We start from the raw sequence: 14376 nt of genomic DNA, 5'->3' as shown, positions 1-14376 counted from the left end.
GCGTGCTCATTAACGACTCGGTCAAACTGTGGGAGCGGGCTTGCCCGCGAAGGCGGTGCGTCAGGCGACAGACGACTTACTTTTCAAACCCACCGGACGAGAATACATCCGTGCCCCGCCAACGCCGAACCGAACGCTGGAAGAACAGGCTGTTGGGCACTTGCACCATGGCGCTGCCGGTGCCGAGCTCTTCGGCTTCGATCAAGGTGGTGTAGAGCAGATTGATCGCCACCACCCGTCCCTTGACCCCGGGCTTGTCGGTGGTGTCCACCAGCTCGACCACGTCACCGATACGGAACGGTCCGACGGTATAGATCAGAATGGCGCAGAGCAGGTTGGAGAGCACGCTCCACATGGCGAAGAACGCCACCGCCGCCACCGCGACAAAGCCGGACAACGCCGTCCAGAGCACCGTGGCCGACACCCCGAGGCGTTCCAGGACGAAGATCAGCGCACTGCCCATGATCAGCCAGCGCAGACCACCGCGCAGCGGCATCAGCAACTGCGGCGGCAATGGATAGCGCTCGCTCAGGCGGGTCAGGCACTTGGCGACGAAGCGTTGGGCGATATAACCCGCCAACAAAATCAGGAGGATTTGCCCGAAGAGCCAGAGCGGCTCGATCCACATCGCCGCCAGCGGCAGCTTGAAGGCCTCCATCAAGACAACGCCTCCAGCTCCGCCTGCATGCTTTCGAGCAACTCCAGGGCTTCCATCCAGGCTTCTTCCAGCTCGGCTTCACGCACCTTCAGCCTGGCCTGTTCGGCCAGCAGATCACGCAATTCGTTCTTGCGTGCCGGTTCATAAATGTCGCTGTCGCCAAGGCTGGCATCGATTTTCGCCAGTTTCTCGTGCAGCTTGCCCAGCTCGGCTTCGAGCTTGTCAGCCTCGCGCTTGTGCGGGGCCAGTTGCTGACGCAGCGCCGCTGCGGCCTGGCGCTGGGCTTTCTTGTCGGTCTTGTCGGGATTGACCGGGGTATTACTGACCGGGGCATTGCGCTGACGGTACTCCACCAGCCAGCGGGTATAGTCTTCGAGGTCGCCGTCGAACTCCTCGACCTTGCCGTCCGCCACCAGATAGAAATTGTCGGTGGTGCTTTTAAGCAGATGACGATCGTGGGAGACCACCAGTACCGCACCGGTGAATTCCTGCAGGGCCATGGTCAGCGCCAGGCGCATCTCCAGGTCCAGGTGGTTGGTCGGTTCGTCGAGCAGCAACAGGTTCGGCCGGCCCCAGGCGATCAACGCCAAGGCCAGGCGGGCCTTCTCGCCACCGGAGAAATTCAGCACCGGCTCGTCGATCCGCGCGCCACGGAAGTCGAAACCGCCGAGGAAGTCACGCAGGGTCTGTTCGCGCTCGGTGGGCGCCAGGCGCTGCATGTGCAGCAACGGGCTGGCCTTGGAGTCGAGCGAGTCCAGCTGATGCTGGGCGAAGTAACCGACCACGGTGTTCTCGCCACGGGTCAGTCGACCGGACAAAGGCTCGAGATCACCGGAGAGGTTTTTGATCAGGGTCGATTTACCGGCACCGTTGGGGCCGAGCAGGCCGATCCGTGCGCCGGGGGTCAGTTGCAGCCGGACCTTCTCCAGCACGGTTTTGTCGCCATATCCCAAACGGGCATCGGCCAGGTCGATCAACGGACTGGAGATCTTCGTCGACTCGCGAAAGACAAAGTCGAACGGCGAATCGACGTGGGCGGCGGACAACTCTTCCATCCGCTCCAGCGCCTTGATCCGGCTCTGGGCCTGACGGGCCTTGGTGGCCTGGGCCTTGAAGCGGGCGATGTAGCTTTCCATGTGCGCACGTTGCGCCTGCTGCTTCTCGTACGCTTGCTGTTGCTGGGCCAGACGCTCGGCGCGGGCGCGTTCGAACGCGGTATAACCACCGCGGTACAGGGTGATCTTGCGTTGATCGACGTGTGCCACGTGATCGACCACGGCATCGAGGAAGTCGCGGTCGTGGGAAATCAGCATCAAGGTGCCGGGATAGCTTTTCAGCCATTCTTCGAGCCAGATGATGGCGTCGAGATCCAAGTGGTTGGTCGGCTCGTCGAGCAGCAACAGGTCCGAGGGGCACATCAAAGCCTGCGCCAGGTTCAGACGCATCCTCCAGCCACCGGAGAAATCTCCTACCTGTCGATCCATCTGATCGTTGGTGAAGCCCAAACCGGCCAGCAGCTTGCGCGCCCGGGCATCGGCGGTGTAACCGTCGGCACTGTCGAGCTCGGCATGCAGGCGGGCCTGAGCGGCACCGTCATGGGCCGCTTCGGCGGCGGCGAGGTCGCGTTGCACCTCGCGCAGGCGCAGGTCACCATCGAGCACGTAGTCGACCGCGATCCGATCGAGGGTGTCGATCTCCTGGCGCATGTGGGCGATGCGCCAGTCCGCCGGCAGGAAGCAATCACCCGAGTCCGGGTGCAGGTCACCCAGGAGCAAGGCGAACAGGCTCGATTTGCCGGCGCCGTTGGCACCGATGAGGCCGGCTTTGTGGCCGGCGTGCAGGGTCAGCTCGGCGTCTTCTAGCAGACGTTGCGGGCCACGCTGTAAAGTCAGGTTCTGAAGTCGAATCATAATGGCGGCGGAGTCTACCAGCTTCGCTCGCAACTGGCGCGAGTAGCACGATGTCCTCTGACCTGTGGAGTTTTTCCCTTGGCACTTACGCCCGTCCCGGCGTCGAAGCCGCGTGCCTGCAATTGCAGGCGACGGGCGTCAATGTGTGCCTGCTGCTGTGTGGACTGTGGTTGGGACAGCGGGGAGTCGCCTGTAACGAACAACGATTGCAGTGGCTTCGCAACGTGGCCGAGCCGTGGGATTCAGATGTTGTACAACCGCTACGGGCATTGCGCACGCAGTGGAAATCCGCTGCGGCCAAGGACATGGAAGTGAATGCGTTGCGCGAACAGGTGAAGGCCCTGGAGCTCGAAGCCGAGCGACTGCTGTTATGGCGACTGGAGCGAGTGGCGCACAGTTGGCCGCAGTGTGGGGCGACCGATCCATCGGCCTGGCTGGAGGGTGTGACGGCAGGTGCCGCCCACCTGGACCGCGACGCGCTGCATCAGCTGCGCGTCGCGGCAACCGGCACTTAGGAAGCGCTGGTTGGGGTGGTGCTGGTGCTCGACGAAGCGGCTGGCGTTGGCGCAGGCGTGGTAGTCGAGGTGGTTGCTGCAGGCGAAGGCGAAGCCGAAGCCGAAGCCGAAGCAGACGCAGACGGCGCTGGAGTCACTGGCTTGGCAGCGGGCGCAGGGGTCGGCTTGGTAGCGGCGACCGGTTTTTTCGCGGCCGGCTTGGCTGCAGGTTTTGCTGCTGGCTTGGCAGCGGCCGGTTTGCCGCGGCAGTTTCGCGGCAGTCGCTGGCTTGGCTGCAGCTGTTTTGGCAGCTGGTTTTGCAGCCGGCTTGGCAGCGGTTTTAGCCGCGACAGGTTTTGCGGCGGACTTGGCAGCTGGTTTCGCAGCGGCCGTTTTTGCCGCAGGTTTTGCAGCGGCGGTTTTGGCTACGGCCGGTTTCGCAGCAGCGGTTTTTGCAGCAGGTTTAGCGGCCGTTGTTTTCGCGGCAGCGGGCTTGGCGGCAGGTTTGGCAGCGGCCGTTCTGGCAGCTGGTTTCGCAGCGCTGGCAGCCACGGCTTTTTTCGCCGCAGGTTTAGCAGCTGGTTTTGCTGCGGCTTTCACCGGTGCCTTGGCGGCGGTTTTTTTAACAGGAGCAGCAGCAGCAGGCTTGGCCGGTGCTTTTGCAGCAGCCGGTTTGGCCGCGGCTTTCTTGGCAGGTGCCGCGGCAGGCTTGGCCGAACGCAGGGACAACGCCTTGCCGACAGCCTCTTGTACACGACCGACGCCCTGGGCCAGTTTCAGGCTTTCTTGAGCATCGCGCTTGAGTTGCAGGATGTAGCTGCGGGTGTCGGATTGACGATCCTTGAGGGCGTCGAGCAGGTCCTCGAGTTCCTTCACCGCGCCCTTGGCTTTGGTCTGTGCCTTGGCCTTGCCGGCCGACGCAGCGTCCTGCAATTTGGTACGGGACTTGTGCAGTTTTTCCTGTGCTTTGCCGCGTTGTTTTTCCAGTTTGGCGAGCAGTTTTTCAGCATCGGCCAAGGCTTGGGAACAAGCGGTTTCCAGATGCTCGAGCAGGCTGCCCGAGAGTTGTTGGAGTAAGTGCAACGGGGTATTTACAGGCTTCTTGGTGGCCGACATGGTTTACCTCCTGGCTGACGTGGGTGCGGCTCATACTAGACCTCTGCTGCTACCGCCGCTAGGGCATGTTGACAGTATCCAAAGCGCTGTGTTGCAACGGATGGCAAATGTTCTGCGCTTGCGCAAAACCAGTTCGCCGTTAAGTGCATTCACACTGGCATAATCCACCGCATCTCAGGTCGGAGAGTGCCCATGTCGCGTTACCTTTTTTTATCGCTTTGCGTGTTTTTTTCCACGGCTCAGGCCGCGGATAAATCCACGGAAAACGACGCCCGCGATCTCGCCTACAGCCTGGGCGCAAGCCTTGGCGAACGCTTGCGCCAGGAGGTCCCCAACCTGCAACTTCAAGCGCTGGTCGAAGGTTTGCAGCAAGCCTATCAAGGCAAACCCCTGGCACTCAAAGACGAGCAGATCGAACAGATTCTTGCCGAGCACGAAGCCCAGGTTGCCGAACGACCGGCCATTGCGCAAAGCGAAGTCGCCCTTGAAAAAGAGCAGCGTTTTCTCGCCGAGGAAAAAGCCAGACCCGGGGTTCGCGAATTGGCAGACGGCATCTTGCTGACGGAACTGGCTCCGGGCACCGGCGCAAAAGCCGGCCCGAACGGCAAGGTCCAGGTGTTGTATATCGGGCGTCTTCCCGACGGCTCAGTGTTCGATCAGAACAGTCAGCCGCAATGGTTCAGTCTCGACAGCGTGATCAGCGGATGGCGCACGGCATTGCAACACATGCCGGTCGGCGCCAAGTGGCGACTGGTGATTCCATCGGCCCAAGCGTATGGCGCCGACGGTGCTGGCGACCTGATCGCGCCGTTCACGCCGCTGGTGTTCGAAGTCGAATTGCGCGGCGCCAAGGGCTGAATCGCCCAAACGAAAAACGGCGCGCATAGCGCACCGTTTTTCCACATCTTGCAGGCAGGTTGTACGGGAAGGGTTCAGGCCTGAACCGGATCCTCTTCCTTGTGAGCCGTGTGCAGCACTTCGATCAGGCAATCTTCCAGTTCGAAGCGTTCGTGCAACAGGCCACCCAGCTCCTTGAATGTCTCTGCGACGCATTGGCCCGCATCACACAGGTCGTTGAACGCGAGCAGTTTCTCGGTGATGACGTCGATGCGCGGATAGATCGTCTCGGCCAGTTCCAGGCCGCGCTTGTCGTTGAAAGCCTTGGCTTCGCCCGTCAGCTGTTCGTAGATCTCGAAATGCCCGGCAGACACATAGTCGACCAGCACTCCGCAGAACTCCTGCAGCGGTTTGCGGTTTTCGCCCAGAGCCTCAGGCTTGGCGCCGAGATCATCATAGGCCCGAACCAGTTCGTGACGCTCCTGCAACCAGCGGTCGATCAGCAGATGAACTCCACCCCAACGTTCCTGAGCATTCTGACAACTTTCGAGCATGGCGGTCTCTCTTCCCTTGTGGGTCATGCTGCCCTACACCTGTCGCATACTTGAAGGTCAAGTATCGGCCAGGCAGAGCGTCATTCGAGCAACATAATTCCAATGACACGTGCGGGCCAGATTATGCCCGCGCGACAATGGCTTCAAGGTACGCAGGAGATAAAGTTCATACAAGTGTTTAATCACCCACCAATGCCCGGTGCGACGACTCGCCGCTGAGCGGTCGCTGACACGCGACCCAGACCAGCCGCAACAGCTGGCAAACACCCAGGATCATCGTCGCGACGAAGAACAGCAGGCTCCACTCCGGAATGCTCAGGTCGAACAATGTCCAGGAAACATGCGCGCATTCGGCCGTGCCTTCGAACATCTGCCGCACCACGAACAACCAGGGTGTGGTGGCGAACAGGTCTGCCAGATTGGGCACGCAGTTCGACAGCTGATGCACCGGATCGCTTTGCAACAGTACCTGCCGCAACGCGGTGACCGTACCTGCCAGGCTGCAGAAAAACCCGAGCAGCCAATACATGAACGTACCGAAGCGTCCGGGGCCATGCACCGACGCCATCAGGCAGACCCCCGTGAACAGCGCCAGGCAAATCCGTTGCAACAAACACAACCCGCAAGGCTGGAGGCTGACTGCATATTCCAGGTAATAGGACACACCCAGGGCCAGGGCACCTGCAATGAAAGCCATGAAAAACAAGGAGCGTGAGTAGGCCAAAGACATGGCTTTTCCGTAACTAGTGGAGACAGGCGGTTACGGTAGAGTAAAGCGCGTTAGCCTTTCAAGGCAGGCCGGCAGGGACAGTTCAGCAGATGAGCAGGGAAATCCCGACAGAAGCGAGAGGATCAGGTGTAGCTCTTTGTAGGATTATTCCGTCGACAGACGACCAAGGTAAAAATCCGTCAATGAAAAGCGAACTCTGCGATTCGAATTTGCCTGTGGCGAGTTCACCCGCCACAGCTTTTCTGTCAGCCATCGCTGCACGATGGTAGGAGCCGGCTTGCTGGCGAAGACGGCGTGTCAGGCGACATCAATGTTGGAGGTGATGGCCTTTTCGCTGGCAAACCAGCGCCTACAGGTCCCGGAACATATCAAGCGTGGACCGGTACCGGCAACGGCGCCGCCAGCAAGCGCTCGTCCAACAGGCCCAGGCCCTCCTGGAACAGCTGATTGCTGCGCTGGGTGTCGCCCAGTTGCGCCAGTAACCGTGCCAGTTCCGCGCAGGCTTCCGGGTTGCGCTGCACGCGCAGGCTGCTTTCCAGATAGTCCCGGGCCTTGCCCCACAAGCTGCTTTGCAGACACAGGCGCCCCAGGGTCAGCAGCAGGCTCGGGTCGGCCGCATGATCCTTGAGCCAGCTTTCCGCCGTGTGCAGTTGACGTGCCGGATCACTGCCGCGCACCAACCCGTACAGGCGCGCCAGATGACTGTCGTAGTTGCGCTTGAGCGCTGTGCGCAGGACCTCTTCGGCTTCGACCTGGGCCCCCAGTTGCCGCAGTTGCTCGGCATAGGCGAGCACCAGTTGCGGCTCCTGACGCTGCGCCGACGTGAGCTGCTGCCAGGCGCGGCTGAGCGATTGCAAGCCTACCGTGCCGTCCTCTTCCCGCTGCGCGGCCAGCGACAGGTTCTGCCCCCAGGCCCGGCGTTCCAGCTCGGCCAGTTCGGCCGGTGGCAGGACTTTGTCCTTGCGCAGTTCCGGCAGCAGGCGAATCACCGCCGACCAGTCGCCGCGCTGTTGATGCAGGCGCTGCAACTGGCGCAAGGTCTGGACGTTATGCGGATGACGCTCGTGCATGGCTTCCAGGGTCACCAGGGCGCCGTCGGTGTCGCCGCGATCGGTCTGCAATTGAGCATGACTCAAGGCGATGGCCAGCTCGGCCTGAGGCTGTCGTTCGAGGGCGCGCTCCAGCAGCTTGTCGCACTCCTCATAGTGACCTTGCTCGTTCGCAGCGCGGGCTGCGCCGAGGTAGTACAGCAGCGGCTGACGTTCGGCTTCGGCGGCCCGATGCAGATGACGCTGCGCACTGGCCCAGCGCCCCTCGGCCAGGTCCAGCTGACCGTGCTCGATCGCCACTTGCACCCGACGACTGCGATTGCGCCGCGACCAGGGATTGACCACGCCGCTGGAGGTCATCACCAGTTCGACCAACGCCTTGATTCCCCAGAAGACCAGCCAGAGCACGGCGACCAGGGCCAGGGTCGCCCACAGGCTCGATTCATAGCGAAAGCTTTTGTAGGCGATCAGCACGTAGCCGGAATGCTCGGCAATCGCCAGCCCCAGGGCGGCGGCAGCGGCGATGACCAGGAATACGATCACATAGACGCGTTTCATGGCGTGGCCTCCGGCTCGGTGCTCGCGGCGGGCTTGGCCATCGGCTTGACCGAATCCTCGGCGTTGACGTTACGCCGCTCCAGATAACCCTGGACCGCGCTCAGCGTACCGGTCAGATCCGGGGTGACCACGCTCACCGGCTGCACGCTCAACTCAGCCACCTGTTCAAGCATCACTTTGCTCTGAGGGTTGTCCGGGTTGAAGTTGCCCTTGAGCACATCCCGCGCCTCGACCATCGCCTGGGTGTAGACGGCGGCCTGGCCATTGAGTGCGGCCCACTGCGCCTGCTCCAGGGCCAGGCTCAGGGCCAGGCGCACCTGACTCAGGCTTTGCCCTGCCAGCAACGGACGAACATTTTTGTCGGCATTGAAATCGATGCGGATGTAGCGCGAGATCTGATCCCACCATTGCGCCCAGCGACTGGCGCCGTCGCCATCGGCGGTCAGCCCCAGCAAGGATTCGCCACGATCCTTGTACTCGGGCGCCAGTTCCGTGAGGTTGATCACCTGATCGCGCAGCGCTCCCAGGCGCAGGAACAGCCCGGTGCGGTCCGGTTGCTCAGTGCTGCGCAACGCCACCAGCGTTTTGGCAACCTGTTCGCGTGCGGCAAAGGAACCCGGATCGTTCTGTTCGCGCAGAATTTCATCGGCACCCTGCACCAGGGCCTGGGCGCTGCTGATGTCCTGCAACGCGGAAAGACGCAGGCTGGCCAGACGCAACAAATGCTCGGCTTCGGCCAGGCGCCAATCCTTGCGGCTGGCGCCGAGGACAGTTTCCAGTCGCTGGTTCAGGCGTTGCTGATCGCCCTGGAGTTGGACCACCAGCCGACTGCGGGCTTCAAGCTCGTCGGCGGCGGGCATTTGTTCGAGGCGCGCAGTCAGGCGTTGCTCATTGAGCTTCAGGCTCTGCGCCTGATCGTTCAACGCTTGCACCTGATTCAGTTGCTGCTGGTTATTGGCTTGCAGGTGACGCACCTGCCAGACGCCCCAGCCCCCCACGGCAACACCGGCGGCGCCCAGCAGCAGCGCGACAATGGCCAGCCCGTTGCCTCGGCGCTGTTCTTGGGCAGGTGGAGGCGTTTCAACCGGTGCATCGAACACGGGCTGGACATCATCTTTAGGCAAGGCTGTTTCGCTCACGTATCCATCCTTTGCATTAGAAAACGGGTTCGGGATGCTCCCGTAACGCCGTCAGCAAAGCCGCGGCACTGGCGCCACGACAATCCACAACTTTTTCGGCCCCGGCGGCACGTGCCAGCTCGGCCACCCTGGGGCTTGGAACAAACAACGGCAACCGCGCCAACGGCGGCCAGGCATCGCCGGCCAACTGCCGCAGGTGCTCAAAACCCTGTCCACTGCTGACCACCAGCCCGTTCAAGCGTTCCGCCCGAATCCGCTCCGGCAGTGTCGCCGGCGGATAGTGCGGCAGTTTTCGCCGGTACAACTCCAGGTACTCGACACTAGCACCTAGCTCGCGCAAACGCTCAGCCAGCAGTTCGCGCCCACCCTCCCCGCGCATGATCAGCACCCGCGGATCGGTCCGTGCGATAGCCTCGCGCAGCCGGGGAAGCTCAAGCAAGGCTTCGCTGTCATCGCCCTCGACCGGGAAGCTGACGTCCACCCCGTGCGCCTCGAAGATCTGCGCGGTCGCCGCCCCCACGCTGAACCACTGCAGGCCAGGGGGATGCGCCCCATACTGGCCGAGCAGGTCCACAGCGATCCTGGCGGCCGGCTTGCTGACCACGATCACCGCGCAATAGCGCTCCAGGTCCTGGATCACTTCACGCATTGTGTCAGAGACAGGAATCGCCTCGATCTCCAAAAGCGGCAAGCTGCTGCTGAAAATCCCCACTTGCGCCAAAGCATCGCTTAGCGCCGCTGATTCGTCCGAGGGACGCGTCAGCAACAGGCGCCAGCCGGTCACTCGTGACCTGCCTCGCCGTAGACCGCTTTCAGGATGTCGTTGGCGCCCTGGCTCAGCAAGTCTTCGGCCACTTGCACGCCCAAGGCTTCGGCATCACTGCGTGGCGCACGGGCTTGGGCACTGAGCAGCAGAGCACCGCTCGGATCGCCCACCAGGCCACGCAACCAGAGCTGCTCGCCTTCAAGGATGGCGTAGCAGGCGATCGGCACCTGGCAGCCGCCATTGAGGTGTTTGTTGAGGGCACGTTCGGCGGTGACGCGGGTGGCCGTGTCCGGATGGTGAAGCGGCGCCAGCAGGGCGTGGATGTCGCTGTCGACGCTGCGGCATTCGATCCCCACTGCGCCCTGGCCACCGGCCGGCAGGCTGTCGTCGACGCTGATGGCCGAGGTGATGCGCTCTTCAAAGCCGAGACGAATCAGGCCGGCGGCAGCCAGGATGATGGCGTCGTATTCGCCGGCATCGAGCTTGGCCAGCCGGGTGTTGACGTTGCCGCGCAGGAAGCGGATTTCCAGGTCCGGGCGCCGGGTCAGCAACTGGGCCTGGCGGCGCAGGCTGGAGGTGCCGACGATGCTGCCTTGGGGCAGTTCATCCAGGCTCGCGTAAGTATTGGAGACGAATGCATCGCGCGGATCTTCGCGTTCGCAGATGCAGAACAGACCGAGGCCTTCGGGGAAGTCCATCGGGACGTCCTTCATGGAGTGCACTGCGATGTCGGCTTCGTTTTCCAGCAGCGCGGTTTCCAGCTCCTTGACGAACAGGCCCTTGCCGCCGATTTTCGACAACGGCGAGTCGAGCAGTTTATCGCCACGACTGACCATGGGTACCAAGGTCACGAGCAGTCCGGGATGAGCCGCTTCCAGGCGGGCTTTGACGTATTCGGCCTGCCACAGGGCAAGGGCGCTTTTGCGGGTGGCGATGCGGATTTCGCGAGAGGACATGGATCAATCAATCCGTACTGAATAGATACGGCGGATAATAACAGCTCAGCCAAATCCACTTTGACTTGTATCAGGTGATGCTTGCCCTCCCTGGCCCCGGATGTCCGGCAATCGGGTGTGAAGTTCGCCTGGAACCGGCGAATTAAAGCTGTTGCATCATTTTGCGAACGCCCGCCACATGGCGGCGGCTGACGATCAGCGCGTCACCGTTCAAGCCTTTGAGGAACAGCTGAAAATGTCCCAGGGGCGTGCGTTGCAGGCGCTCGATTCGCTCGCGGGCGACCAGCGCATTGCGGTGAATGCGCACGAAACGGTCGCCGAACTCATCTTCGAGGGCCTTGAGTGGCTCATCCAGCAGCACCTCGCCGCCTTCATGGCGCAAGGTCACGTATTTATGATCGGCAATAAAGTAGACCACCTGACCCAACGGGATCAGCTCGATACCTTTGCGGGTACGGGCGCTGATATGGCTGCGAGGGCCGCTGCCACTCTCGGCGGCCGGGCGGGTCAGGGCGGCGAGCTGGACGCGATTGGGGCGCTCGGCTTTTTTTAACGCTTCATGTAACTGTTCTGTACGCACAGGTTTCACCAGATAGCCTACGGCGCTTGCCTGTAAGGCTTCCACGGCAAATTCATCGGGCCCTGTGCAAAACACCACGGCTGGCGGGGTTTCGCGTTCGCACAATCGTGCAGCCACTTGCAGGCCATCGAGGCCCGGCATGCGGATATCGAGCAACACGATATCCGGTTTATGGCTGTCGATCAGTGCCAACGCCTCTTCGCCGTTCGTGGCACTGGGCTCCAGGACACTGTATCCCTCGAGTTCGCCGACCATTCGGCTCAGGCGCTCGCGGGCCAGGGGTTCGTCATCAACGATCAGGACATTCATATTGCGCTGGATTCCTGCGTGAGTCTCGCACAAGGATAGCGTAGACAGGTGAAGTGACGTCCGTCACCGCGATCCACGCTAAGACTAGCGCGAGGGCCAAAAAGTGCCGCCGGTCCGACGGCTAAATTTTTATCTGGCGTGCGTTTGGCGGCCCGGGCCCGCACTGGCGAGGCATCGCCACAGGGTTTTCTGATACACAATATGAACACCCCTCTTTTTATAGGCAGCTGCAGCGCCCGGAAGTGCGCTGATCCTACTGTCCAACTGTAGACGGTTGGCGGGACGATATTGCTCAATTGAAAAATATCGTTGCGCAATTTGCCTGTGGCTTGCCTCAAGTATGGGCTGACGCTCCAAGAAAAACCTGTCGACCAGTGTCAGCGACAGGATTGGCAACCCTGTTATTATCCGCGACAGCTTTCAACGCCATCTTTCTTCAGCCGATACGAGCGAATTCATGAGCACTGACAAGACCAATCAGTCCTGGGGCGGCCGCTTCAGTGAACCCGTCGACGCCTTCGTCGCCCGCTTCACCGCCTCCGTCACCTTCGACCAGCGCCTGTATCGCCACGACATCATGGGTTCGATCGCCCATGCCACCATGCTGGCGAAGGTCGGCGTGCTGACCGATGCCGAGCGCGACAGCATCACCGATGGCCTGAAGACCATCCAGGGTGAAATCGAGGCCGGCCAGTTCGACTGGCGCATCGACCTCGAAGACGTGCACATGAACATCGAGGCGCGCCTGACCGACCGCATCGGCGTGACCGGTAAAAAGCTGCACACCGGCCGCAGCCGCAACGACCAGGTCGCCACCGACATCCGCCTGTGGCTGCGTGACGAGATCGACCTGATCCTCGCCGAAATCACCCGCCTGCAACAAGGTTTGCTGGAACAGGCCGAGCGTGAAGCCGGGAGCATCATGCCCGGTTTCACTCACCTGCAAACCGCGCAGCCGGTGACCTTCGGGCACCACATGCTGGCCTGGTTCGAAATGCTCAGCCGTGACTACGAGCGCCTGGTCGACTGCCGCAAGCGCACCAACCGCATGCCATTGGGCAGCGCTGCGCTGGCCGGCACGACCTACCCGATCGATCGCGAATATACCGCGCAACTGCTGGGCTTCGACGCCGTGGGCGGCAACTCGCTGGACAACGTGTCCGATCGTGACTTCGCTATCGAGTTCTGCTCGGCGGCGAGCATCGCGATGATGCATTTGTCGCGGTTCTCCGAAGAACTGGTGCTGTGGACCAGCGCCCAGTTCCAGTTCATCGATCTGCCGGATCGTTTCTGCACCGGCAGCTCGATCATGCCGCAAAAGAAAAACCCGGACGTACCCGAGCTGGTGCGCGGCAAGACCGGCCGCGTGTTCGGCGCGCTGATGGGCCTGCTGACCCTGATGAAAGGCCAGCCTCTGGCCTACAACAAGGACAACCAGGAAGACAAGGAACCGCTGTTCGACGCCGCCGACACGCTGCGCGATTCGCTGCGGGCCTTTGCCGACATGATCCCGGCGATCAAACCCAAGCACGCGATGATGCGTGAAGCGGCCCTGCGCGGGTTCTCCACCGCCACCGACCTGGCCGACTACCTGGTGCGTCGTGGCCTGCCGTTCCGTGACTGCCACGAAATTGTTGGCCATGCGGTGAAGTACGGCGTTGAAAGCGGCAAGGACCTGGCGGAAATGAGCCTGGAAGAGCTGCGCAAGTTCAGTGACCAGATCGATCAGGACGTGTTCGCCGTGCTGACCCTGGAAGGCTCGGTGAACGCCCGTGACCATATCGGCGGGACTGCGCCGGCGCAGGTCAAGAAGGCTGTGGTACGCGGCCAGCAATTGCTCGCTAGCCGCTAAACCGCTAAACCGCTAAAAGCTTCGCGAGCAAGCCCGCTCCCACATTGGATCTCTATCGTGCACAAATTCTTTGTTCACCGAAGATCTCCTGTGGGAGCGGGCTTGCTCGCGAAGGCATTTTTGAAACCGCTACAAAACCCTACTTCCTGGCCGCAACCATCGCCATAAACGCCGGCATCGCCGCATCCTTGTCCGCCGCGATCCGCTGCACGTTCGGATTCTGCTCCAGCCGCTCCAGCAATGCCCTGGCCGCCGGCATCTCAGCCAGCAGATCGATATCGAATAGCTTCTTCCCCACCGCACAGGCCAGCGGCACGCTGTACAGGAAATACAAATCCGCAATGCTCAGGCTGTCACCTGCCACGTAAGGGGCGAACTTGCCGTGCCTGCCCAGGGACGCAAATCCCAGCAGCAGTTCAGCTTTGGTCTTGTCCTTGATCGCGTCCGGCACCGACATGCCAAAAAACGCTTCGGGATAACAGGCGCGACCCGGCAACTCGATGTACAGCTCGATTTCCTTGGCCAGCGCCAGTACCTGCGCCCGTTCAAAAGGATCGCCTGGCAGCAATGGCGTGCCTTTGTGGCGTTGCTCGATGTACTCGAGAATCACACTGGTTTCGTTGACGAAACCCTGTTCCACGCCCAGCACCGGCACCTTCCCGCGCGGGCTGATGGCTAACGCTTCAGCGCTCGGCCTCGGGAAAAACAGTACTTCTTCAAACGGCAGTCCCTTCTCCAGCAGCGCCAGCTTGACCATGTTGTAGTAGTTGCTGACACAAAATCCATAAAGCTTGAGCATCACATAGCCTCCAGGCCGTGCAAGGGGTTGGCAGCGCCAGTTATAGAACGCCTGGGCGCTTCTCGCCAG

General features: G+C 61.7%; 13 protein-coding genes and 2 pseudogenes. 3 read left to right on the top strand and 12 right to left on the bottom strand.

The window, feature by feature from the left end; genetic code table 11:
• Positions 1 to 76: 76 nt before the first annotated feature.
• Both BZ163_RS22005 and BZ163_RS22000 read right to left on the bottom strand, forming a co-directional pair.
• Positions 77 to 658, bottom strand: a complete 582-nt coding sequence (locus tag BZ163_RS22005; protein WP_128872567.1) for a mechanosensitive ion channel family protein — start codon at positions 656 to 658, stop codon at positions 77 to 79.
• On the bottom strand, positions 658 to 2568 hold the full coding sequence (locus BZ163_RS22000) for an ATP-binding cassette domain-containing protein (RefSeq protein WP_128872566.1): 1911 nt from the start codon (positions 2566 to 2568) through the stop codon (positions 658 to 660). The genes BZ163_RS22005 and BZ163_RS22000 overlap by 1 nt, the downstream gene beginning before the upstream one ends.
• A 50-nt stretch (positions 2569 to 2618) precedes the next feature.
• Here BZ163_RS22000 and BZ163_RS21995 point away from each other — a divergent pair, with 50 nt between their 5' ends.
• On the top strand, positions 2619 to 3083 hold the full coding sequence (locus tag BZ163_RS21995; protein WP_128872565.1) for a TIGR02444 family protein: 465 nt from the start codon (positions 2619 to 2621) through the stop codon (positions 3081 to 3083).
• Here the strand turns inward: BZ163_RS21995 and BZ163_RS35200 are convergent.
• Positions 3080 to 4178: pseudogene (locus BZ163_RS35200) on the bottom strand (AlgP family protein). The gene BZ163_RS21995 and the pseudogene BZ163_RS35200 overlap by 4 nt on opposite strands.
• Before the next feature lie 192 nt (positions 4179 to 4370).
• On the opposite strand from BZ163_RS35200, the gene BZ163_RS21985 reads away from it, so the two are divergent.
• Positions 4371 to 5036, top strand: a complete 666-nt coding sequence (locus BZ163_RS21985; RefSeq protein ID WP_128872564.1) for an FKBP-type peptidyl-prolyl cis-trans isomerase — start codon at positions 4371 to 4373, stop codon at positions 5034 to 5036.
• Positions 5037 to 5110: 74 nt separating this feature from the next.
• On the opposite strand, the gene rsd is transcribed toward BZ163_RS21985, so the two are convergent.
• The 8 genes and pseudogenes from rsd to BZ163_RS36545 form a co-directional block, all read right to left on the bottom strand.
• Positions 5111 to 5569 (bottom strand): sigma D regulator, encoded by a 459-nt coding sequence (rsd, locus tag BZ163_RS21980; RefSeq protein WP_128872563.1) that lies wholly within the window; start codon positions 5567 to 5569, stop codon positions 5111 to 5113.
• A 178-nt stretch (positions 5570 to 5747) separates the two neighbouring features.
• Positions 5748 to 6299 carry a disulfide bond formation protein B gene (locus BZ163_RS21975; RefSeq protein ID WP_128872562.1) on the bottom strand — a complete coding sequence of 184 codons (552 nt, stop codon included), beginning with the start codon at positions 6297 to 6299 and terminating at the stop codon, positions 5748 to 5750.
• Between the two features lie 368 nt (positions 6300 to 6667).
• Entirely contained in the window at positions 6668 to 7906 is a 1239-nt protein-coding gene (locus tag BZ163_RS21970) for a heme biosynthesis protein HemY (RefSeq protein ID WP_128872561.1), read from the bottom strand.
• Positions 7903 to 9045, bottom strand: coding sequence for a uroporphyrinogen-III C-methyltransferase (locus tag BZ163_RS21965; RefSeq protein WP_128872560.1), 1143 nt, complete (start codon positions 9043 to 9045; stop codon positions 7903 to 7905). The genes BZ163_RS21970 and BZ163_RS21965 overlap by 4 nt, the downstream gene beginning before the upstream one ends.
• Before the next feature lie 16 nt (positions 9046 to 9061).
• Complete coding sequence (locus tag BZ163_RS21960) at positions 9062 to 9829, bottom strand: uroporphyrinogen-III synthase (RefSeq protein ID WP_128872559.1); 768 nt, start codon at positions 9827 to 9829, stop codon at positions 9062 to 9064.
• Positions 9826 to 10767 carry a hydroxymethylbilane synthase gene (hemC, locus tag BZ163_RS21955; protein WP_128872558.1) on the bottom strand — a complete coding sequence of 314 codons (942 nt, stop codon included), beginning with the start codon at positions 10765 to 10767 and terminating at the stop codon, positions 9826 to 9828. The genes BZ163_RS21960 and hemC overlap by 4 nt, the downstream gene beginning before the upstream one ends.
• A gap of 142 nt (positions 10768 to 10909) precedes the next feature.
• A complete protein-coding gene (locus BZ163_RS21950; protein WP_128872557.1) occupies positions 10910 to 11656 on the bottom strand; it encodes a LytTR family DNA-binding domain-containing protein in 747 nt (248 codons plus the stop codon).
• Positions 11653 to 11769, bottom strand: a pseudogene (locus BZ163_RS36545) (sensor histidine kinase); the annotation flags it as partial. The gene BZ163_RS21950 and the pseudogene BZ163_RS36545, both read right to left, overlap by 4 nt.
• A gap of 344 nt (positions 11770 to 12113) precedes the next feature.
• Here BZ163_RS36545 and argH point away from each other — a divergent pair.
• Positions 12114 to 13508, top strand: a complete 1395-nt coding sequence (gene argH / locus BZ163_RS21945; protein WP_128872556.1) for an argininosuccinate lyase — start codon at positions 12114 to 12116, stop codon at positions 13506 to 13508.
• A 139-nt stretch (positions 13509 to 13647) separates the two neighbouring features.
• Here argH and BZ163_RS21940 read toward each other — a convergent pair whose 3' ends face one another.
• Positions 13648 to 14307, bottom strand: a complete 660-nt coding sequence (locus BZ163_RS21940; RefSeq protein ID WP_128872555.1) for a glutathione S-transferase family protein — start codon at positions 14305 to 14307, stop codon at positions 13648 to 13650.
• Between the last annotated feature and the right edge of the window lie 69 nt (positions 14308 to 14376).

Source organism: Pseudomonas sp. VI4.1, assembly GCF_002029345.1.
Lineage (GTDB): Bacteria > Pseudomonadota > Gammaproteobacteria > Pseudomonadales > Pseudomonadaceae > Aquipseudomonas.
This window is presented reverse-complemented; position numbering and strand designations above follow the sequence as displayed.